This is a genomic window from Neisseria sp. P0022.S010, from assembly GCF_051956635.1.
Genome location: NZ_JBQCXF010000001.1, coordinates 58,267 through 80,021, shown reverse-complemented (window position 1 = coordinate 80,021; position 21,755 = coordinate 58,267). Strand labels below are relative to the sequence as shown.

Here is a 21,755-nt window from a genome sequence, read left to right as displayed (position 1 = left end):
CAAAAAGAGCCTGTATAAAACAGGCTCTTTTTCAGACTAATCTTAAGTCAGATTAGAATTTGTGACGCAGGCCAACAGTACCAGCAGTTTTCTCGTATTTGTAGTCGCCTTTGCCTTCTTTCAACCAGCCAGCAGACAGCAGGGCAGAAGTACGTTTAGAAAAGTCGTAGTCAGCACCAACGATAACTTGGTTGTAAGCGCTGTTCTTTTGTTTCACGCCTTCTTCTTTAGCTTTGAAACCGTGAGCGTAAGAAACACGAGGAGTTACGTTACCGAAGCGGTAAGCAGCAGTTGCACCAACTTCAGTACGTTCGTTTTTCTTAGCACCAGCTACGTCAGCTTTGAAGCCTTCGTATTGACCTACAACAGCAACCATCAGGTTGTTGGCATCGTAACCAGCAGTCAGACGGTGAGCTTGGTGATCTTTGTAAGTACCAGCAGCCAAAGTAGTATTGTGGTTGAATGCATCCAAGTAGCCAGCATCCAAGACAGCATGTTTAGCGTAAGAACCAGCATAGCGACCAAAGAAGCCAGAGTTTTCGTAGTTCAGACCCAAATCGTAAGACGCACGGCTTTTCACAGCGTGATCGTATTTGTCGCCAGGGTTAGCATTGTCGCGAGGTTGGAATTGTACGCTTGCGCTGAAACCACCCAATACAGGAGTGTCGTAACGTGCAGATACTTTACGAGTATCTACACGTTTAATTTTACCCAGTTGCAGAGCATCTGCGTTAGCGGCACTAGATTCCCAAGGGTCGAAGCTGTCGCTGCTATCTTTCAGAGCAGTGTTCAGATTACCGGCACGAATTTTACCGAAGCCGCCTTCCAAACCAATGAAAGATTCACGGTTAGCAAAACCAGAGTCACCACCGGCGATAGAAGTGTTTTGTTCAACTTGCCAGATAGCATTCAGGTTGCTACCCAAGTGTTCGTGGCCTTTGAAGCCGATGCGAGAACCGTAGTCAGCAATCTCAGTAGCAGTTTTAGAAGTAGTCTTACCTTCTTTTACTTGAGAAATTTCAACGCCGGCTTTAACTTGACCGTACAGAGTCACATCAGCCATAGCTGCAACAGGCAGAGCTGCCAAAGTCAGAGCAATCAGAGATTTTTTCATTGCTGTATTCCTTTTCTATTGTGAAGAAATAACTTAAGCAGACTGGACAATCCGCTTAGGCTTACTTTATCGCTGGAATCAGCGATTCCATGACTGTCACTATAATTGTTCCTCTCTAAAAAAACAAACTTTATTCAATCCTCCCCCACTACTTCGGAAACCAAATAAAGGTAGGCACAACCCAAATAATGGAAATTTATTATTTAAAATCAATGATAAATTCCTCCTAAAACCATATTTGCATTTTTACAACACTTTATCAATTTACACATTAATCACGCTATTTTGTTGCTTTTATACCAATAATCCGCAGTCAGGCCGTCTGAAAACCATTACCCAGAACGCTCATCCACTCAGGCAACGATAGTTGCATCACTCCAAACTCATCAGGATAGTCAACACCTGTTAGATACAGGCCATCTGACATAAACGTTGGCGGAGCCTTCAATCTACTTTTTGCATGAAAGACTGACTCAAACTCATTCACACTGATTCTGCCACTACCCACATACACCAATGCACCCATAATATTGCGTACCATATGATGTAAGAATGCGTTCCCATGCAAATCAAGGCACAGATAGCGAGAAGTTCCACTAATACTTGCACTATATAGTGTCTTTATAGGGGATTTTGCCTGACATTCAGCTGCTCGAAAACTGGAAAAGTCATGCTCCCCCTCCAATAAGGCAGCAGCCTGCCTCATCAGATTTAAGTCCAATTTCAAATGCGTCCACCCTACCCTGCCAACCAATAATGGAGAACGAACCGGTGAGGATTCCAATAAATAACGATAATGGCGGCCATAAGCATCAAATCGGGCATGGAAATGAGGTGCAACTTTTTGCGCAACCAACACAGCAACACCATCAGGCAAATATGCATTGACACCCCGCACCCATGCTTGCTCCGGACGACTTACTGATGTATCAAAATGCACCACCTGGGCAGTTGCATGCACACCCGTATCCGTCCTTCCCGCAACAATAGTATTAATTTGTTCCCCCGCTATTGAAGACAATGCCTGCTCTAAGGCCGTCTGAACAGTCGGCAAATCTCCGGCCTGTTTTTGCCAACCATAAAAACGGCTACCGTCATAAGAAAGGGTCAAAGCCCAGCGCTGCACGAGATGCCCTGTTGTATTTACTTGTTCAGTCATTTCTTATACTTCTTGTAAATTGATATTGTTGTCTATACTCAAGTAACAAATATTAAAAAGGCGTGATCAACACACTCCTCCATTATGTATTTCAGACGGCCTTTATCTTCAACCATCATATAAAATAAAACCGAAATCTTACCCAACCAATAATAGACTCAGCCAAAATCTTGCTTTTTAATTTACCATAAAAAAGATGCCGTCTGAAACGGCATCTTCATTTGACTGGCACTTATACACCAAGTTCTTTCATCAGTTTTTGGGCTTTATGCAGAATATCGCCTTCAGCCTCTTCAATCAGCCCTTGCAATGTTTCTCGAGCCGCTTCAGGATCACCGATTTCGATATACATCTTAGCCAAATCATATTTAGCTTCAAGCGGTGCAGTCATACCGACTGATTCTGAAACAAAACCTCTTTCACTATTGCTTTTATCGGCGGCTACTGAAACATCTTCAGCACCCCATTCCAATGCACCTTCTTCAATCACAAACTCAGAAGCAGCTTCTTCTTTCTCTGCTTCTTCTTTGGTTTCTTGAATTTGCAAGTCTTGATCTTGCTTGACATCAAATGGCAGCACATGGCTGTCTGAATCTTCAGGGGTATCTACCGTAAACTCGAGTGGCTCTTCATTTCTTGACTCAGAGACTTTTTTCTCTGCCGCCACATCAAACTCAGCAAATGTATTTGCCTGCTCTTCTTTACGTTCCGGCATAACAACAGATACCGGCTGATACGGATTTTCTGGTTCAGGTTCGTACACGCTTTCTGTTGATTCGATATTGTCCCAATCAGCATGACGACGTTGCTCTGTCTCAACATCATGCGTTACTGCACCTGAAAGAATACCTGCCTGACTATTGTCAATCTTGCCCAAATCAAGTTTGACATCATTAATAGTGGAAGATTCTTCTACTTCATTGATAACCACATCATCTTCGAAATCATCTTCGATAAACAGACCATCTTGAGTTTTTTCAGACGGCGTTACTTTAGTTGCAGCAACTGCAGCAGCTGAAGCAGCAACATTTTTCTGTACAGGCTTCTCTTCATCCTTACGGCTTACAGGTACCGCCTCTGTCTCGTCTTTACGTTTACCGGCAGCTTTCAACAACAACCAAGCAGCAATAAGGGCTGCTCCGCCTGCCAATAACCATTTCCATAAATTGCCGTCTGATTCGCCTTCTGTTTGCTCCGCGACAGAATCCGTGGTTGCAACAGGCTCAGAAGCCACTACATCCTCTTGGGCATCAGAAGCCATAGCTTCTTGAATATCTGACGCAGGAACAGTCGATGCGGCATTTTCATTGACAGCTGCAGATGCTGCTTGTTCTGTTTGTTCAGCTGAAGCTTGTTTCACTTCTTCCTGTTGCTGTGTATTTACGCCAGCATCTTTAACCTGGGCTTCAGTTTTAGCCTCAGGCTGAACAACAGGTTTTTCTGTTTTAGCTTCTGTTACATTGACGGTTTCATTGTCTTTCTCTGTCGCTGTAGCTGTATTGGTTTTAACAGGCGCAGAAGAAGCCAAGCGTTGCAATTCGCTACGGTTTGGGATATTCAGCACTTTACCTGCCAACATACGGTTGGCATTGTTATCAATAAACACATCCGGATTGGCATTAACCAACGCTTGAATGGTTTGATCCAAGGTCATACCTTGCGGACGGATGCTGGACGCAATGGCAATCAGGGTTTCACCCGTACGCACCAAATGCTGTCTGCCTGAACGTACGGCCGTATCGTTTTTAGCAGAGGCCGTCTGAACTTGTTTTTTTTCAGCCTTACGTTGCGCATCTTTACGCACTTGAGCTACCTGATTGCCTGCTGCTTTATTGTTTTTTGTTACAGGCTGTTGGGCATTGCGTGTCGGCTCGAAGGATTGAGATTCAGCAGCCTGACGGGTGCGGACGGATGCCACATCTTTAGCGTCGTATCCGGCCGGATCGATGATGGCAGTGTATTCACGCGATTGCGTGCCGACACCTACTTGGAAAACCAAAACAGGATCTTTAATGGCTTTGGAAGAACGAATCGTAACGACTGCCTTATCGCCTGATTTGCGTACTGCCGCGCGCAAATTGCCATTTGAAATAGTGGCCTTGCCGCCGTTAAGCAGAGCCTGGGCTTCCTCGCCTGTTACGGTAATACTGCCTGTAAAAGGCTCACCCAGATGAGATTGGACATTCAAGCCGCCCAAACCTGCTGAAGCACCAAGCGATGTCATTAAAGCGATAGAAGCTGTAATTAATTTAATATTGTGATGTTTTTTCAAAACTGATCCCCTGTTCGGAAATTATGGTACTGACCAATGTGCGCGCATTTAACCATATATTTACTAGATATTACGTCATGATATATTTTTAACCCATTTCTGCCAAGCAATACAGGCCATTCAGCCTGAAATTCCTTGGTAAATCTATTACTTTTGCATGCTTGTGTTTCTTTTTTACAAATTTCTCTAACCCAAAACAAATATTTTATATAAATATATGCGGTATTAAAGTCATGAGGGAAGGTGCAAAAAAACACATCTGCCTGTATGATTAGCATTTACTCAATTAGTTTCATCATTAACATATGAAAGTTTTGAGCGACTTATTCGCCGTATTCTTATTTTTCATTACATACATCATCACCAAAGACATGATTGCCGCAACGGCTGTCGCAGTTGTAGTCGGCATAGCCCAAGCTGCGTTGACCTTTTGGAAACACCGCAAGCTGGACACCATGCAATGGATCAGCCTGATTTTGATTGTCTTCTTTGGCGGTGCAACGATTTTACTGAAAGACAACCGCTTCATCATGTGGAAACCGACCGTTCTGTTTTGGATCGGCGCGATCGTCATGCTGTTTAGTCATCTTGCCGGTAAAAACGGGCTAAAAGCCGTGATGGGTAAAGAAATGCAGCTTCCTGATTTTGTATGGACGCGCCTGACTTATGCATGGATTGGCTTCCTGATTTTTATGGGTGCTGCCAATCTCTTTGTCTTTACGTATTTTCCAGACCAATGGGTCAATTACAAATTGTTCGGCACATTGGGTTTCACAATCATTTTTTCTATCGCACAGGGCATGTATCTGATGCGTTTCCAGCCTAAGGAGGATCAATAATGGAATATTTCATGCTTTTGGCCACTGATGCCGAAGATGTCCACGAAGCACGCATGGCGGCACGCCCCGCGCATTTGGCACGTTTGGAAGAATTGAAAGCGCAAGGCCGTCTGCTGACTGCCGGCCCCAATCCCCTGCCGGATAATCCGGAACGCGTTTCCGGCAGCCTGATTGTGGCTCAATTTGAATCTTTGGACGCTGCACAAGAATGGGCCGAACAAGACCCTTACGTCGATGCCGGCGTATACACCGAAGTCTTGATCAAACCCTTTAAAGCCGTGTTCAAATGAGCAATATGCGTCAAATGATTGAAGAACGCCTGCAGGCACTTGAGCCTGAGTTCTTCGATTTTGAAGATGAGAGCCATCTGCACGCCGGCCATGCCGGCAATAAAGGCGGCGGGCATTATGCGATATTGGTGGTCAGCAACGCATTTGAAAATATCGGCCGCCTCCAACGGCAACGTATGATTAAGCAGCTTTTACAAGACTTGTTTTCAGACGGCCTGATTCATGCACTCAGCATCAAAGCAACCACGCCGGATGAATACTTCCATTAAGATTACCGCCCAAACTTTGATTTCCAATCCTTAATTTAGAAGAGAAATACGATGAAAAAAACCTACTTTGCTTCAGCCTTGATGCTCGCTCTGACTTCCGGCACCCTGTTTGCCCAAACTTTGGTTACCGTCAACGGCCAAGCCATCGACAGCAGCGTGATTGACGACCAAGTGGCTTCCGTACGCGCCAGCAATCCTAACATTCAAGATACGCCTGAATTGCGTCAAATGCTGACTGAACGTCAAGTTATCAGCACTATGGTTACCCAAGAAGCCAAAAAATTAAAGTTGGATCAAAGCGCTGAATTCAAAGCGGCACTGGAGCAAGCACGTGCCGATGCCGCCAAGCAAGGAGCGGATAAAAAGCCCACATTCAAAACCGAATGGGCGGCTTTTGAAAATGATTTGTTAGGCCAAGCTTTCGCGGCACACATCATCCGCCAATTTCCTGTTCAAGAAAAAGATGTTAAAGCCGCTTACAATGATTTCAGCAACTTCTATAAAGGCACCCAAGAAGTCCAGCTGGGCGAAATCGTAACCGACAGCAACAGCAATGCCCAAAAAGCCATTGCCGACTTGGACGCGAAAAAAAGCTTTGCTTCGGTATTGAACCAATATTCAATTGATGAAGCAGCCAAAAAAGCCGGCGGCATCCCTAAAGCTTATGTTCCGCTCAAAGATTTACAAGAATCAGCACCTCCGCTTTATGCAGCCGTCAAAGACCTGAAAAAAGGCGCGCACACTAAAACGCCGCTGCAAAACGGCAATCTGTATGCCGTTTTCTACGTCAATGACCGCCGTAATGTTACCGTGCCTTCTTACGAAGCCGCTAAAAACGAGATTGGCAGCGACTTACAGGGAGCCCGTGTCAATGCAGCCATTCAATCATTGCTGAAAAAAGCCAGCATCAAAGTCAACAAATAATATAACGTGCCCGCTGTGATAGCGGCGGGCAATAAGGAATCCACATGAACATCAAGCCCAAAACTGCCGTTTTGGCCATCCTTACCCTGTCAACGATCGGTTTGGCAACCGCCAAAGCGCCTGATATCGATCCTGCCCGCATCGACAGCATGGTTGCCGAAGTATTGAGACAGGCCGACCAGCATCCCAACCAGACTGCCAAACCCGATGGTCAGGCAATCCGCAAAGATGTGGTTACACGCTTGCAGACTTTGGAAATCTTGAAAAATGAAGCCTTTAAGGCTGGTTTGGACAAAGATGCGGAAGTGCAGAATCAATTCAAAAACGTTGAAGCTGAGTTCTATGCCAACCAATACGCTGCTTATCTAGAACGTCAAACCGCAGTTGACGATGCCGAGTTGCGCCGTTTCTACGACCAGCAAACACGCATTATTAAGCTGCAACAAGTCAGCTTTGCCTCAGCCGACGAAGTACGCGCCGCGCAAGAACTGCTGCTCAAAGGCTTATCATTCGAAGAGCTGATGAAGCGCTATCCCAACCCCGAACAAAAATTCGACGGCTTCATTTCTCCGCAACAGCTTGCACCTCAACTGGCTACCGCTTTTGCTGACTTGAACCGAGGCGATGTAACGCATGAACCAGTTGTAATAGGAAACCGTTTTTACCTGTTTAAACTCAGTGCAGTAGAACGCGATCCTAAAGCCAAACCTTTCGAACTGGTGCGTAATCAGCTTGCCCAAGCTGTCAAACGACAAAAAGTCGAGAATCAGATCGAACGTATCTTGAAAGACAACGGCATTAATCCGTAAATTAATTCAATGGTTTCAGGCCGTCTGAAACCATACTCAAACCCAAAGGGCGTGTCTTTTACGCTCTTTTTTACAAACTTTTTTTATTCAAAAACATCATGCGCGCCGTTATTCAAAAAGTTACCCAAGCCAAAGTTGACGTTTTGTCCGAAAACTCCCGCGAAACCTGCGGCAAAATCGACAACGGATTTATGATATTGCTCGGTGTTACCCACGCCGACACGGAAGCAGACGCCAAATACATTGCGGACAAAACCGCCAACCTGCGTATCTTTGAAGACGAAAACGGCAAATTAAATTTATCGCTCAAAGATGTCGGCGGCTCGATATTGCTAGTTTCCCAGTTTACCCTTTACGCCGATGCGCGCAGCGGCCGCCGTCCGTCCTTCTCCAATGCCGCCCCTGCCGAACAAGCGGATAAACTCTATCAATATACTGCGCAACTTTTGCGCGAACATGGACTGACTGTCGAAACCGGCAGATTCCAAACCCATATGCAGGTTTCTCTTTGCAATGACGGGCCGGTTACCTTATTGCTTGATTCGCAAAAAACATTCTAAATCTCATCAAAAAAGGCCGTCTGAAATATTTCAGACGGCCTTTTCATTTCTGTTCATTACTAAATCAAGCCTTGCGCTTTTACCCAGTTCACAATATCTGCCTCAACGGCTTCAGGCGAACCCGGATTGTCGATTTTGACACCGTACTCATCCGCACCCAGCTCTTCCAAAATCTCCAGCTGCGAATCCAGCATTCCGGCTTTCATATAATGCCCCTGACGCGACAGCATACGCTCTAGATTGATTGCTTGAGGCGGAGTCAGATGGATAAAAGCCACCTTCCCTTCCGCACCACGCAGAATATCACGGTATTGGCGTTTGAGTGCGGAACAAGTAACGATGGAATATTTTTCCCCGTTTTTTGCCTGCTCTATCATCCAGTCACGCAAATTGCCCAGCCAAGGATAGCGGTCTTCATCCGTCAGCGGAATACCGGCACCCATTTTGTCGCGGTTGGCTTGGGTATGGAAATCATCGCCTTCGGCATAGGGACATTGATCAAGATATTTTTGCAACGAGAGTGCGGCCGTGGTTTTACCGCAACCGCATACGCCCATCATGACAAAATGTGTCGTCATTTTTCTACTCCTTGTTTATCTGGATTTTAACGGTATTTGAAAACAGGCGGATTGTGTTATCTCAAAAACACTATCTGCCGGCCGTTTTCGATTAAACCAAGATAAACAACACTGACGATAAAGCAAAACCGATGAGTGCGATAAGTGTTTGGTTGACCGTCCATGTCTTCAAGGTCGTCGGCACATCCATATCCAACAGACGGCCGACAAGCCAGAAGCCTGAGTCGTTAAAGTGGCTGCAACCGACGGAACCCGCCGCCGTCGCCAATACCACGCAAGTAATCTGCCAATCGCTGAAACCTGCCGCCGCAACGGCCGGTGCCATCAATGCGGCAGCGGTAGTCAATGCAACAGTCGCAGAACCTTGCGCAATACGCAAAGCCAAAGCCACCAAGAAACAGCCCAGCAAAACAGGAATACCCAAGTCAGCCATGCTGTCGGCCAAAGCCTTACCGATACCGGAAGCACGCAATACGCCGCCGAACATACCGCCCGCACCGGTAATCAAAATAACCGAGCAAACCGGGCCCAATGCGCCATCAATGGTTTTCTCCAAAGCGCTGGCTTTTTCGCCACGTTTGCTGCCCAATACATACAGGGCTACCAAAACAGAAATCAGCAAAGCAATCGGTGTAGAACCGAGCATTCGTGCAAACTGCACCCAGCCTTCATCCGCACTGACCATTTTCTCGCTGATCAGAGTAGACAAACCAGTATTCAAGAAAATCAACAACATAGGAATCAGCATAATGCCGATGACTGTAGATGCTTTTGCAGGCGCTTTCGGTTGGTCGTTATCTTGCGTACCGCCGCTGAGCAGATCAGGAACGGGCACATGAATGCTGCGACCCAAAACTTTACCCAATAAATAGCCACTGAAATACCAAGTAATCAAGGTAACCGGCAAACCCAAAATCAGCAGTTGACCAATGTTTGCGCCATAAAATTCAGAAGCGGCAATCGGGCCGGGATGTGGCGGCAGGAAGACGTGCATGACCGAAAATGCGCCAATAGATGCCAACGCATAGGGCAAAACAGTTTGCTTCATGCGGCGTGCCGTTGCAAATACAATCGGCAACATCACCACCAAGCCAGCATCAAAGAAAATTGGAAAACCGAAAATCAAAGAAGCCACGCCTAAGGCAAACGGCGCACGTTTTTCACCAAAAATCCGAATCAGCGCATCCGCCAAAGATTGGGCACCGCCGGAAGTTTCCACCAAACGGCCGAGCATTGCGCCCAAACCGACCAGCAACGCTACGCTGCCGAGCGTGCCGCCAAAGTTTTTGACCAACACATCATTGACGATACTGCCCATAGGCAGGCCTGTTACGATAGCAGTCAGCAGGCTGACCAATACCAACGTCAGCAAGGCATGAACGCGCAGTTTTACAATCAAAATCAAGATCAGCAAAATCGCTGCGGCGGCGATACCGAGCAAGGTACCGGCACTCAACGTTTGAGTCCATCCATCCATTTTGAAGCCTTTCTCTGTAAGAAAAATACAAATTTATTAATGTTTTTTAACATATATGAATACGATAACACATTTACCCATGAAATCGTACGGCTAAATCCGGCCAAAATATAAGCACCTATTTTTCCAAACCCTTTTTGTAAGATGCTTGAAAGTAAGGAGGACAAAGAAAAACAAGAACAATAAAAAGGCCGTCTGAAAAGTAGTTTATTTTCAGACGGCCTGACATTACGCTTCTCAATAAGATAGAAACAGATGGCTTTTTTCAATGATCTGAAACCAAGCCCCTCGGTTATACCTTAGTAAAAATTACCTCGTTTTCCAAACGTGATTTCGGCAATTTGGCATTAAAATCATCTTCGGCGCGATAGCCCAATGCGACAACGGCAACAGCACGATAACCTTTTTCAGCCAAACCAAATTCTTGATCTAAAACAGCCATATCCACCCCTTCCAACGGAACGGCATCCACACCCAAGGCCGCGGCGGCAAACAGGGTAAAGCCCAAATTAATATGAACTTGACACGACAACCATTGGGTTTCGTCTTGCATTTGCTTGCGGTGGATACCCAAGAAAGTGCGGCGCGCATTATCGCCCATTTGCTTATTTTCAGCCGTAGCAAAACGTCCGTCTTTATCTTCCTGTTCCAACACGCCTGCCAAATAGTCCTCATCGGCATGCACCCGCGCCGCAAATACGATTACATGTGAAGCGTTGATGATTTTGGGCAGGTTGTACGGAAAATTTTCTGCAGATTTGGCTACCCGTGCCTTACCTGCTTCATTATCCGTAATCACAAAATGCCAAGGTTGAATATTGACGCTGGAAGGACTGTAGCGCAGTGCCGCTTCGATTTGGGCAAAATCTTCGGCTGAAATTTTTTTGGAGGCATCAAAAGATTTGGTGCTGTAACGTTTTTGTACGATATCCTGAACATTCATCATGTTGCTCCTTAAAATTTAAAACTGTCATAAACACAAAGGCCGTCTGAAAAATCCTTCAGACGGCCTTTATTCTCAAATTTCCGCCGGCGGTTGCGGTGTATCCCCATCTTCCTGCTGCGTTTTGGCCTTGGCAAAACGGCTGAACCAAATACCTGCTTCGTAGAGTAGAATCAGCGGAACGGCAAGCAGGGTTTGAGAAATCACGTCAGGCGGCGTGATGATTGCGGCCACGATAAACGCACCCACGATAACATACGGACGGGCGTTCTTAAGCTGAGCGGTCGAAACAATGCCCATTTTGGCAAGCAACACCACAACAACAGGCACTTCAAACGTCGTACCGAATGCGACAAACATGCCCAAAATAAAGGACAGGTATTTGTCGATATCGGTCGCCATATTGACGCCGACAGGGGTTACACCGGCCAAGAATTTGAAAATAACGGGAAACACCAGAAAATAGGCAAAAGCCATACCGACGAAGAAAAGCGTTACGCTGGACAACACCAGCGGCGTAATCAAACGCTTTTCATTTTGGTATAAGGCCGGGGCGACAAACGCCCAGACTTGATACAGCGTGTGCGGCAAGGACAGCAGAAACGCCGCCATCAAGGTAACCTTTACCGGCACAAAAAACGGCGCGATCACATCGGTCGCAATCATGCTGGTATCTTTAGGCAGATTGGCCATCAATGGTTCGGCAACAAAAGTATAGAGCTGCTGGGCAAACGGCATCATGCCCAAGAAGCAGACGACGATGCCGATGACGATCCACATCATGCGGCGGCGCAGCTCGAGAAGATGCTCGATAAGCGGTTGGACGGGTTGTTCGTGTTGAGGTTCGGACACCGGTTGACTCACTTTTTACTTACGGACGCGCAGTTTGGGTTTGGCGTGGAATTTCGGGCGCATATCGCGCTTGCGGCTCATCGCCTGCTTACGCAGAGATGTCGTATGCAGCGGAGGAACATCGGCGGCAGGGGCTTCGACATAGCTGACTTCAACCGCCGGAGCGGGGGAAACCGATGCGGTCAAATACTCACGCCAAGCGCGGTCTTGCTCGGACTCGGCATTTTCAGCCCCGGCAGGCTCTTGGGTTTGCGCTGCCCCACCCTCTTCAGAAACTTGGGCCGCACTTTCATTTTCAGTGCTGCTTGGCGCCAAATCAGGCAGAGGATTACCGAACTCGTCCACACCAAAATCAGCTGGCGTTTTTTGTTCGGGCAGGCGTTCCCACGGCTTGAGGCCGTCTGAAATATCATTCAGATTTTTTTGTGCATCATCGCCCAAGTCTTTGATACCGTCGCGAAACTCCGAAGCGGCGGCTTCAAATTCCTGCTTGACTTTGCGCAATTCGTCCAACTCAGCCTGAGTATTAAGTTCCTGCTTGACGTTGTTGACGAAGCCTTGCAATTTACCGACCAAACGCCCGGCCGTGCGCGCGGCTTGCGGCAGACGTTCGGGGCCTAACACTATCAGGGCAACAACGCCGACCAGCAGCAATTCGCCCAAACCGAAATCAAACATGGATTATGCTTTGTCTTCGTCTTTTTTGTGTTCGATGACTTCGTCTTTTTTGGCATCTTTGCCGTCTGTACCTTCGTTCAGGCCTTGTTTGAAGTCATGCACTGCGCCGCCGAGGTCTTTGCCGACGTTGCGCAATTTTTTGGTACCGAATACCAAAACGACGATAATCAGTACGATAATCCAGTGCCAAAGAGAGAAGCTACCCATGATAAATCCTTGAATTTGTTTAATTTAAAAAGAGATAATAATTATGCGGGCGTACCCATGATATGGATATGCAGGTGGAAGACTTCTTGTCCGCTGCCTTTACCTGTGTTGATCAGGGTTTTAAAACCGTCGGTCAAACCTGCCTCTTGGGCGATTTGAGGGACTTTCAACATCATTTTACCCAACAGGGTTTGATGTTCGGCAGTGGCGTGTGCCAGTGAATCGAAGTGTACTTTTGGAATCAGCAGCAGATGTACCGGCGCGGCAGGGCGGATGTCTTTGAAACAAAGCATCTCATCGTCTTCGTAAACGGTTTGTGCCGGAATATCTTTGGCGGCGATTTTGCAGAAAATACAATTATCCATAATGGCTCCAATGGCCGTCTGAAAACGGGCGTAACGGGTTTCGCTAAACAAAGTGAAATCGTTTTTGCCCCAAGAGACGGATTCTGAAACAGGTCAAATACGGGATTGTAATATAAATTCAAGATTCTTTGCGAGAAGCTTTTTCCACCAATCCCGACAAACCTTGACGGCGCGCAAGCTCGTTGACCACATCTTCGGCGCGCAATCCGTGATGCGCCAATAAAACCATGGTGTGAAACCACAAATCCGCCACTTCGTAAACCAAATGTTCACCGCCGCCATCTTTAGAGGCCATCAAGGTTTCACCCGCTTCCTCGATGACTTTTTTCAAAATCTTGTCTTCGCCTTTGTGCAAAAGTTGGGCAACGTAAGAAGCATCGGGATCGCCGCCTTTGCGCGAATCGATGACGTTTTGGATTTGGGTAAGGATGGTATCGGTCATGGTCGGTTTCTCTTATTTCTTTCAGACGGCCTTAAGGATGTTTATGTCCGTAAATTGCTTCTTCGTCTTTCAACACGGCATCCACTGTCTGCCATGCACCCTCTTGCCAAACTTTGTAAAAGCAGCTTTCGCGCCCGGTATGACAGGCAATGCCGCCGTTTTGTTCAATCAACATAACCACAGCGTCGCCATCGCAATCCAGGCGCAATTCGTGTACTTTTTGCGTATGCCCCGAATCTTCGCCCTTCATCCATTGTTTTTGGCGGGAACGGCTGTAATAGTGGGCAAAACCGGTTTCTACGGTTTTTTGCAGGGCCTCTGCGTTCATCCAGGCAACCATCAGCACACGGTGTGTCTGCCAATCTTGGGCAATCGCGCAAACCAAACCTTTTTCATCAAATTTTACGGCATTCAGCAGCGTTTCGTTTATATTCGACATTCGCGTTTTCTCCCATATTTTTCAGACGGCCTTTGGATAGCAATCACAAACGCACTTCGATTCCTGCTTCGCGCATGGCCAGTTTTGCTTCGCGGATACTCGCTTCGCCAAAATGGAAAATACTGGCGGCCAATACCGCATCGGCCTTCCCTTCTTTAATACCGTCCACCAAGTGTTGAACCGAACCGACGCCGCCGGAAGCAATGACCGGAATATCGACCGCTTCACTGACCGCGCGTGTCAACGGCAGATTGAAACCTTGCTTGGTGCCGTCCCGGTCCATGCTGGTCAGCAAAATCTCGCCTGCGCCGCGCCGCTGCATTTCGACAGCCCATTCCACCGCGTCCAAACCGGTCGGATTACGTCCGCCGTGGGTAAAGATTTCCCAACGGGTGTTTTCAGGGTTGACCGCTTTGGCATCGACAGCAACGACAATCGCTTGCGAACCAAAAAAACCGGCCGCTTCGTTTACCAACTCAGGATTGGTTACAGCGGCCGTATTGATGCTGGCCTTATCGGCACCGGCATTGAGCAGGCGGCGGATATCGGCAACCGTACGCACACCACCGCCGACGGTTAATGGAATAAAAACTTGCGAAGCGACCGCCTCGATAACGTGCAAAATAGTATCGCGATTGTCGCTGGAAGCGGTGATGTCCAAAAAGGTCAACTCATCCGCGCCTTCATCGTTGTAGCGTTTGGCAACGTCAACCGGATTGCCTGCATCGCGCAAACCCAAAAAGTTGACGCCTTTTACCACGCGGCCGTCTTTTACATCCAGACAAGGAATAATTCGTTTTGCCAATGCCATACCCAATACCTCTTATCCGTTATCAGACCGTCTGAAACCGTCAGGCCAAAAATTTGCCCAACCAATCCGGCAAATGTTGCAACAGCTGAAAATAACCGATACCGGCCATCATCGCCAACACACAGGAAATAATAAAATTGCTGTCGATACGGCCAACAATGGCGAAAATCAAACCGGCAAATGCCCATATTATCCCGTTGAAAATCATCCAATAGGTATCGATAATCGGCAAATCAAACGCCGTCAGCTGCCGCAATATCACTGCAATCAGTGTAAACCACAAACTTTCGCTTAGCGGATACACTTCTCGGTCAGATGACCAGATAATCCAAAAACCCAAAACAAACGCTTCAAGCATACTAATCCCTTAATAAAATATCGATTGGGTTGTTTTTATAATTATTTCAAATAGATATAAACCCATGACCTATACAGGCAATCCCTTTGAGTGCATTTTTGTGTGCTGCGTCAGCCGCTGCGTTTTAATGGCCTGCAAGGTCTTATCCGCATAATCCGACACACTTAAGCCAAAGAATCGGCCAGTTTTTGCGCCTGTGCAAAATCAATGCTTCCCTCGTAAATTGCACGGCCGGTAATCGCTCCGCTTACGCCTTCGTTTTCGACGGCACACAATGCGCGGATATCATCCAAATTCGTCAAACCGCCGGAAGCGATAATCGGAATATTCACGGATTGGGCCAATTTGACGGTGGCTTCGATATTCACGCCGCTCATCATGCCGTCGCGGCCAATATCGGTGTAAATAATGCTGTTGACGCCATCGTCTTCAAAACGTTGGGCCAAATCGACGACATGATGTTCCGTTACCGTTGCCCAACCGTCTATTGCCACCATGCTGTCTTTGGCATCCAAGCCGACGATAATCTGCCCCGGAAATTCCTTGCATGCTTCGCGCACAAATTCAGGATTTTTTACCGCAGCCGTGCCGATAATCACATCAGTCAGACCCAAATCCAAATACTTTTCAATGGTTTCCAAATCACGGATGCCGCCGCCAAGCTGTACTGGAATATCTTTGGCCACGGCGGCCAAAATTTCTTTAATCGCCGGAAAATTTTGAGGAACGCCTGCGAATGCGCCGTTCAAATCAACCAAATGCAAACGGCGTGCGCCTTGGTTGCGCCAATGCAAAGCTGTCTCTGCCGGCGAATCGGAAAACACCGTCGCCTGCTCCATCAAGCCTTGTTTCAAGCGGACACAACGTCCTTCTTTCAAATCAATGGCAGGTATCAACAGCATTTTTTTCTCCTCTATTCAGTTTCAGTATATTTTACACAAATTAGCGATTTTTAGCAGATTTATGTTAAAAACCTCAAATCTGCCAATTTAAAAAATTCCGCAGCAGCAATAATCCTGCCTGATGGCTTTTTTCCGTGTGAAACTGTGTGGCAAACACATTGTCTTGACCGACAATGCAGGCAAATTCATTCGGATATTCGCTGACGCCTAAAACAATCTCTTCATTTTTCGGCGCAAAATAATAGCTGTGAACAAAATAAAAATACTCCTTCTGCCCAATGTCTTGAAATAAAGGATGCGGACGGGTTTGACGTACTGTATTCCAGCCCATATGCGGCACTTTCAGACGGCCTCCTTGCGCATCGGTCTGATTGGGCAAAAACCGTTTGACTTGGCCTTCAAACCAACCCAAACCATCTGTATCGCCTTCTTCGCTGTGTTCAAACAATAATTGCGCACCTACGCAAATTCCAAAAAACGGCTTGTTTTTCAGGCCGTCTGAAACCGCCTCGCCCAAACCGCTGGCCTTCAGCGCAGACATACAGTCCGGCATGGCGCCCTGCCCCGGAAAGATAACCTTATCCGCCACCATCACTTCTTCAGGCCGCGAAGTCAGATAAACCTCGGCATTTTGCTTGGACAAGACCTGCGCCGCCTGAACCGATTTCAACACTGAATGCAGGTTTCCCATTCCATAATCGACAATCGCTACTTTCATTGCTTCTCCTCAGGCCGTCTGAAAACATTTAATGATTAATATAATAATAAGAATGATTGTAGCAAAAGATGGTTTAAAACAAAATATTGCCACCATACAAGATGAATAATAAAGGCCGTCTGAAATCCCAATCGGTTTCAGACGGCCTTTATTCATTCAAACGCTGCCTTATTCTTCTGATGCGGCTTCCGCTTCTTCTTGAACAGATTCTTCGCTCAGCGTGCCTTTAGTAGAAGGCGTTTGACCAATCATGCACGGATCGTATTCGACTGCCATGCGCAGGGCGCGGCCGAAGGCTTTGAAAACGGTCTCGGCTTGATGGTGCGCATTACGTCCGCTCAAGTTATCGATGTGCAAGGTCATCATGCTGTGGTTCACAAGGCCGTGGAAAAATTCTTCAAACAAATCGACGTCAAAACGGCCGATCAGGGCGCGGGTAAAGTCGATGTTGTATACCAAACCGGGGCGGCCGGAAAGGTCGATGACCACACGGCTCAATGCTTCATCCAGCGGAACATAGGCATGGCCGTAACGGGTAATGCCGGCTTTATTGCCAAGCGCTTGTTTCAGGGCCTGACCAACCACGATACCGATGTCTTCAACTGTGTGATGGTCGTCAATGTGCAAATCGCCTTTGCAGGTAATATCCAAGTCAATCAAACCGTGACGCGCTACTTGGGCAAGCATATGCTCAAGGAAAGGAACGCCGGTATCAAAGCGGTATTTACCGGTGCCATCAAGATTGAGGCTGACGGTAATTTGGGTTTCGCAGGTATTGCGGGTAACAGTAACAAAACGGCCCTCGGTTGAAACACCGGCATCTGCTTCGGCGGTTTGTTTTTCCAAACGTGCCGCTTCAACCGCTGCTGCTTTTTCTTGGTCTTTGCTGTGATCACGGTTCAGCCAGCCTTTGCGTTTGTGCATACCGGACTCCAACTTCGCAGCCAGGCTCGGACGGATGCCGCGCGCAGACTCGTCGCCTGCTTGTTGTTCCAAACGGCGTTTGAGCTGAGACAGGGAGGCGGAGTTTTCATAACCGCATGCGCGTGCAAGCTTGGTCAATGAGCCGGCTTCTTCAACCAGTAACAGAAAATTGGTCAAATGCAGTTGAGCTTTGTTCATAATGGTAGTTTCCTTGAAATCAAAGATTGGGGTAAAGGTTTTTAATAACGGCCAAGACGGCATCATTTTGCGCTGCCGAGCCTATGGTTATGCGGACACACTGATCCAAAAGCGGATGGCTTCCATGCAGCTTTTTAATCAGTATGCGGTTTTGCTTCAATGTTTCAAACAGTCCGTCCGCATCAGGAACGCGAACGGTAATAAAGTTGGCTTCGCTTGGGAAAACTTCCAAACGGTTTAATTTCAACAATTCATTCATTACGCGCGAACGCTCGTTTTTCAATGTATCAATGTTTTGCTGAATAATTGGATGATGTTTCAATGAGAATTTCGCCGCTGCCAAACTCAATTGATTCATATTGTAAGGAGGTAGGATTTTGGCCAGCTCTCCAATAATGCCCGGGCTTGCCGCCGCATACCCCATCCGTAATCCGGCAAAACCGATTTTGCTGATGGTACGCATTACGACCAGATTTTCAACTTCTCCCGCCCACGGAAGGAAACTGTCATGATGAAACGCACCATATGCCTCATCAACAACCACAATGCCGGTTGCCGCACGAACAACCGCCTCTACTTCTTCTCGTTTAAAGCACACGCCGGTAGGGTTATTGGGATAGGCAATAAAAATTAATGACGGCTGATGTTGCTCAATCGCGGACAAAACGGCAGGAAGATTTAAAGTGAAGTCCGGATTTAAGGGAACGCCGACATATTCAATGCCATAAAGCGCGGCATTATGACGATACATAACAAAACTTGGCTCAATACCCAATACACACGCATTGGGTTTGGCAACCAGCATGGTCAAAAACTGGATAAGCTCATCGGAGCCGTTGCCCAATGCGATTTCCGCCTTGCCGGGAATACCGAAGACTTCCCTTAATTCTTCATAAATCCCGCTCTTGGCTGTATGAGGATACAAATGAATCGGTGCTTCTTTTACTATATCCGCCCATTCTGACAACAAAGATTCATATCCGGCGAAAGGATGATGCGGACACTCCATAGCATCCAACTTAATAAAACCTTCCGGCAAATCGGCAACCTGATAAGCTGTCATTACTTTAATATCATCACGGATAACGTCAGCAACGCGATTCATGGTTTTCTATCCTCCTGAGATAAAGTGTCTATAATAATAGCACAATCTTTATTTGATAAATATATTAATAAGACTATAAAACAGGATAAAGTTTCATTAATTTAAAGAAAAACAATAAATTCTTTCTTAAATATCCTTAAGCAATATTCTTGTCTCCCCCTGCATTTTTAGCGGTATAATTTCAAGTTTTCCAGTATGGCTTACGCCCTTTATATTGTGAACAATACACGCTCCCCGTTACCTTACCTTGCAACTTCCATAAGCCTTATCCTTTTGATTTTGCTTTCCTTATCATGGGAATTATGGATCGCGCCATTGCGCGAAGGCGGCTCATGGTTGGCACTGAAAGCCCTGCCTTTGTGCCTGCCGTTGACCGGCATTTTGAAAAAACGCATCTACACTTACCAATACAGCTCCATGCTGATTCTGATTTACTTTGCCGAAGCCTGTATGCGCCTGGCAGACACGGCTCTCGCCAGCCGGATTTGCGCCGCCGTTTCCGTATTATTGTGCATTGCCTTTTTCCTCGGCTGCCTTGCATTTATCAAACAACAAAAACACACATTAAAATGACCTACCACACACTTTCAGACGGCCTAGCCGAATCTTCAGTAAAAACCTTTTGGCCTTTATGGCTCAGTTTTCTTTGGATTTGCGCCGTCCCTTTTCTCTCACTCTACCGAGTCGGCCCACTACCCAGCTTTTACCTGGAAGCCATTTCACTGAGCGGCTCATTGGTACTGACATTGATTAGCGCACACAAAGGCCTGCTGAATATCCGCCTTCCCGCACTCAGTATCGGTTTGTTTGCCATGGCCGCATTCTGGTCGCTCCAAGCGCGCCTCATGCATTCCACCTACCCCGGTATGAGCGACATCACTGCCTGGACCTTTGTCATTTTGGCACTGGGTGCATGGTCGGTTCGCGGCTGGGTAGCAGCTTACGGACAGGAACGCGTCGTCAGCATCTTTGCTTGGTCTTTATTGATAGGGGCAACCATACAGGCCGCCATCGTCTGGTTGCAATTTAAAGGCTGGTCCAACGTAGAGTGGTTGAACGGCATCATTGCCCGAAGCAACGGTACCGTAAACGGCCAACTCGGCCAACGAAACCACTTGGGACATTATTTAATGTGGGGCATTTTGGCGGCATCCTATTTATGGACGGCACGCAAAATGTCCAATGCAGCAGGTTTTCTGTTCGTATTGGCTTTGACCGCAACCCTCGGCCTGGTCAACTCGCGCACCATCTTAGGCTACATTGCCGCCCTATTCCTGATTACGCCGTTATGGTTTTGGCGTACCCGTTTCCAACACAAACGCGCACTGTGCATTTTCCTTCTGACCGCCATCCTGGCCGCCGCTTTCCAATTCGGTATGGGCAGCCTGCTGGACTTGTTTGGCAACATCAAATACGAAACCGCTGTCGAACGCGCAGGCACCAGCGGTTTTGAAGGTTCCATGCGCCAAATCGAATGGAGCAAAGCATGGATTGCCTTTCAATCTGCACCTTGGTTCGGCCACGGCTGGAACAGCTTTGCCCAGCAAACCTTCCTGATCAATGCCCAACAACAATACTTTCCCAACAACATCCTCGGCGTACTGTTTACCCATTCGCACAACATCGTTATGCAGTTATTGTCCGAAATGGGCATTGCCGGCACCTTGCTCGCAGCCTTAACCCTGCTTGCAGCCGTGTGGCGACTGTTGGGCCGCAACCAAACACCGGCCTCGCTGTTTTTACTGACTGCCGCCGCCGTCAGCCTTTGCCACAGCATGCTTGAATATCCGCTTTGGTATATTTACTTCCTCACCGTATTCAGCCTGATTCTGTCGTTGACACCCTCTTATCCGAAAGATGTTTCAGACGGCCCTTTATCTACCCGAATCAGACAATGGGCAGGCGGTATAGCCACTTTATCGATTTTAATCGGCATGGCAAACCTCAGCTGGGAATATCAAAATCTGACCCAATATAGCCGTGTAGGGAAAACCGATGATCAGCAAACAGTTCAAAACAAAGTCGACGGCTTGCAACGACTTTCCAAAGAAAGCCCCATGCTTGCCTATTACGCCGATTTGAGCTTGAGCAAACGTGCAGATCCGACCGATGCCTACATCCGTCCGTGGGCGGAAGAAGCCGCACTCAAAGCCCTGACCTACCGCCCCTACTCCAGCGCCTACCAAGTCGGCCTTTACCTCTACCGGCAAGGCAAAAAAGAAGAAGGTGCGCAATGGATGCAGGCAATGCAATATTATTACCCTTATATGATGTATTTCTACGCCGACAAAATACGCAGCCACCCGGCATTCGCCCCCTTGCTGCCCAAACTTTTGTCCGATTGCAAAGATTTCATCAATGCACCGAAACACCAAACCGCCCAATCATGCGACAAACCCTGAACAAAACACACCCAATTGTCAGTTTGTCCTTACAGGCCGTCTGAAAATGTAAAGAGCAGCGAGTTTCTATGCAAAAAAGCGCAAAAGCACAGAAAATTACGCTATCAACAAAAGCAGATT

At 47.2% G+C, this 21,755-nt stretch carries 26 protein-coding genes; 8 read left to right on the top strand and 18 right to left on the bottom strand.

The features are described from left to right. Positions 1-52: 52 nt before the first annotated feature. The 3 genes from porB to ACTHUT_RS00405 form a co-directional block, all read right to left on the bottom strand. On the bottom strand, positions 53-1,114 hold the full coding sequence (gene porB, locus ACTHUT_RS00415; protein WP_295862466.1) for a trimeric porin PorB: 1,062 nt from the start codon (positions 1,112-1,114) through the stop codon (positions 53-55). A 313-nt stretch (positions 1,115-1,427) separates the two neighbouring features. Then, positions 1,428-2,273: a tRNA pseudouridine(38-40) synthase TruA gene (gene truA / locus ACTHUT_RS00410; RefSeq protein ID WP_440373262.1), complete on the bottom strand. Its 846-nt coding sequence runs from the start codon at positions 2,271-2,273 to the stop codon at positions 1,428-1,430. A 232-nt stretch (positions 2,274-2,505) separates the two neighbouring features. After that, positions 2,506-4,497, bottom strand: a complete 1,992-nt coding sequence (locus tag ACTHUT_RS00405; protein WP_440386161.1) for a FimV/HubP family polar landmark protein — start codon at positions 4,495-4,497, stop codon at positions 2,506-2,508. A gap of 353 nt (positions 4,498-4,850) precedes the next feature. On the opposite strand from ACTHUT_RS00405, the gene ACTHUT_RS00400 reads away from it, so the two are divergent. The 6 genes from ACTHUT_RS00400 (at position 4,851) to dtd (ending at position 8,236) form a co-directional block, all read left to right on the top strand. Beyond that, entirely contained in the window at positions 4,851-5,384 is a 534-nt protein-coding gene (locus ACTHUT_RS00400; protein ID WP_036493186.1) for a septation protein A, read from the top strand. Then, the gene (locus ACTHUT_RS00395; RefSeq protein WP_440386127.1) at positions 5,384-5,674 is read left to right on the top strand and encodes a YciI family protein; all 291 of its coding nucleotides are present in this window, start codon (positions 5,384-5,386) and stop codon (positions 5,672-5,674) included. The genes ACTHUT_RS00400 and ACTHUT_RS00395 overlap by 1 nt, the downstream gene beginning before the upstream one ends. After that, entirely contained in the window at positions 5,671-5,943 is a 273-nt protein-coding gene (locus tag ACTHUT_RS00390; RefSeq protein ID WP_036493183.1) for a BolA family protein, read from the top strand. The genes ACTHUT_RS00395 and ACTHUT_RS00390 overlap by 4 nt, the downstream gene beginning before the upstream one ends. 51 nt (positions 5,944-5,994) lie before the next feature. Continuing rightward, complete coding sequence (locus ACTHUT_RS00385; RefSeq protein ID WP_440386126.1) at positions 5,995-6,867, top strand: peptidylprolyl isomerase; 873 nt, start codon at positions 5,995-5,997, stop codon at positions 6,865-6,867. Positions 6,868-6,911: 44 nt separating this feature from the next. Further along, positions 6,912-7,676: a peptidyl-prolyl cis-trans isomerase gene (locus tag ACTHUT_RS00380; protein WP_440386125.1), complete on the top strand. Its 765-nt coding sequence runs from the start codon at positions 6,912-6,914 to the stop codon at positions 7,674-7,676. 98 nt (positions 7,677-7,774) lie between these two features. After that, positions 7,775-8,236: a D-aminoacyl-tRNA deacylase gene (gene dtd, locus ACTHUT_RS00375; RefSeq protein ID WP_003748635.1), complete on the top strand. Its 462-nt coding sequence runs from the start codon at positions 7,775-7,777 to the stop codon at positions 8,234-8,236. Positions 8,237-8,295: 59 nt separating this feature from the next. Here dtd and ACTHUT_RS00370 read toward each other — a convergent pair whose 3' ends face one another. The 15 genes from ACTHUT_RS00370 to hisC form a co-directional block, all read right to left on the bottom strand. Further along, positions 8,296-8,814 (bottom strand): gluconokinase, GntK/IdnK-type, encoded by a 519-nt coding sequence (locus ACTHUT_RS00370; RefSeq protein ID WP_440386124.1) that lies wholly within the window; start codon positions 8,812-8,814, stop codon positions 8,296-8,298. Between the two features lie 91 nt (positions 8,815-8,905). Further along, on the bottom strand, positions 8,906-10,291 hold the full coding sequence (locus tag ACTHUT_RS00365) for a GntP family permease (protein ID WP_070814810.1): 1,386 nt from the start codon (positions 10,289-10,291) through the stop codon (positions 8,906-8,908). Positions 10,292-10,583: 292 nt separating this feature from the next. Further along, positions 10,584-11,237: an oxygen-insensitive NAD(P)H nitroreductase gene (gene nfsB, locus ACTHUT_RS00360; protein ID WP_440386123.1), complete on the bottom strand. Its 654-nt coding sequence runs from the start codon at positions 11,235-11,237 to the stop codon at positions 10,584-10,586. Positions 11,238-11,309: 72 nt separating this feature from the next. Continuing rightward, on the bottom strand, positions 11,310-12,086 hold the full coding sequence (gene tatC, locus ACTHUT_RS00355; RefSeq protein ID WP_440386122.1) for a twin-arginine translocase subunit TatC: 777 nt from the start codon (positions 12,084-12,086) through the stop codon (positions 11,310-11,312). Between the two features lie 15 nt (positions 12,087-12,101). Continuing rightward, positions 12,102-12,764 (bottom strand): Sec-independent protein translocase protein TatB, encoded by a 663-nt coding sequence (gene tatB / locus ACTHUT_RS00350; protein WP_188211845.1) that lies wholly within the window; start codon positions 12,762-12,764, stop codon positions 12,102-12,104. A 3-nt stretch (positions 12,765-12,767) separates the two neighbouring features. Next, positions 12,768-12,971 (bottom strand): Sec-independent protein translocase subunit TatA, encoded by a 204-nt coding sequence (gene tatA / locus ACTHUT_RS00345; RefSeq protein WP_003679438.1) that lies wholly within the window; start codon positions 12,969-12,971, stop codon positions 12,768-12,770. Between the two features lie 41 nt (positions 12,972-13,012). After that, positions 13,013-13,336, bottom strand: a complete 324-nt coding sequence (locus ACTHUT_RS00340; protein WP_440386121.1) for a histidine triad nucleotide-binding protein — start codon at positions 13,334-13,336, stop codon at positions 13,013-13,015. 118 nt (positions 13,337-13,454) lie between these two features. Beyond that, positions 13,455-13,778: a phosphoribosyl-ATP diphosphatase gene (locus tag ACTHUT_RS00335; protein ID WP_003679440.1), complete on the bottom strand. Its 324-nt coding sequence runs from the start codon at positions 13,776-13,778 to the stop codon at positions 13,455-13,457. 31 nt (positions 13,779-13,809) lie between these two features. Next, positions 13,810-14,217 (bottom strand): phosphoribosyl-AMP cyclohydrolase, encoded by a 408-nt coding sequence (hisI, locus tag ACTHUT_RS00330; protein ID WP_440386120.1) that lies wholly within the window; start codon positions 14,215-14,217, stop codon positions 13,810-13,812. Positions 14,218-14,260: 43 nt separating this feature from the next. Beyond that, the gene (gene hisF, locus ACTHUT_RS00325) at positions 14,261-15,028 is read right to left on the bottom strand and encodes an imidazole glycerol phosphate synthase subunit HisF (protein ID WP_070712262.1); all 768 of its coding nucleotides are present in this window, start codon (positions 15,026-15,028) and stop codon (positions 14,261-14,263) included. A gap of 40 nt (positions 15,029-15,068) precedes the next feature. Further along, positions 15,069-15,386, bottom strand: coding sequence for a hypothetical protein (locus ACTHUT_RS00320; protein WP_036493171.1), 318 nt, complete (start codon positions 15,384-15,386; stop codon positions 15,069-15,071). 164 nt (positions 15,387-15,550) lie between these two features. After that, the gene (gene hisA, locus ACTHUT_RS00315) at positions 15,551-16,288 is read right to left on the bottom strand and encodes a 1-(5-phosphoribosyl)-5-[(5-phosphoribosylamino)methylideneamino]imidazole-4-carboxamide isomerase (protein WP_440386119.1); all 738 of its coding nucleotides are present in this window, start codon (positions 16,286-16,288) and stop codon (positions 15,551-15,553) included. 73 nt (positions 16,289-16,361) lie between these two features. Next, positions 16,362-17,006, bottom strand: a complete 645-nt coding sequence (gene hisH, locus ACTHUT_RS00310) for an imidazole glycerol phosphate synthase subunit HisH (RefSeq protein WP_440386118.1) — start codon at positions 17,004-17,006, stop codon at positions 16,362-16,364. 168 nt (positions 17,007-17,174) lie between these two features. Beyond that, positions 17,175-18,128 carry an imidazoleglycerol-phosphate dehydratase HisB gene (hisB, locus tag ACTHUT_RS00305; RefSeq protein ID WP_440386117.1) on the bottom strand — a complete coding sequence of 318 codons (954 nt, stop codon included), beginning with the start codon at positions 18,126-18,128 and terminating at the stop codon, positions 17,175-17,177. 19 nt (positions 18,129-18,147) lie between these two features. Then, positions 18,148-19,233 (bottom strand): histidinol-phosphate transaminase, encoded by a 1,086-nt coding sequence (gene hisC, locus ACTHUT_RS00300; protein WP_440386116.1) that lies wholly within the window; start codon positions 19,231-19,233, stop codon positions 18,148-18,150. Positions 19,234-19,428: 195 nt separating this feature from the next. Here hisC and ACTHUT_RS00295 point away from each other — a divergent pair, with 195 nt between their 5' ends. Both ACTHUT_RS00295 and ACTHUT_RS00290 read left to right on the top strand, forming a co-directional pair. Then, on the top strand, positions 19,429-19,806 hold the full coding sequence (locus ACTHUT_RS00295) for a DUF2069 domain-containing protein (protein ID WP_440386115.1): 378 nt from the start codon (positions 19,429-19,431) through the stop codon (positions 19,804-19,806). Then, a complete protein-coding gene (locus tag ACTHUT_RS00290; RefSeq protein WP_440386114.1) occupies positions 19,803-21,635 on the top strand; it encodes a Wzy polymerase domain-containing protein in 1,833 nt (610 codons plus the stop codon). The genes ACTHUT_RS00295 and ACTHUT_RS00290 overlap by 4 nt, the downstream gene beginning before the upstream one ends. The last annotated feature ends 120 nt before the right edge of the window (positions 21,636-21,755 follow it).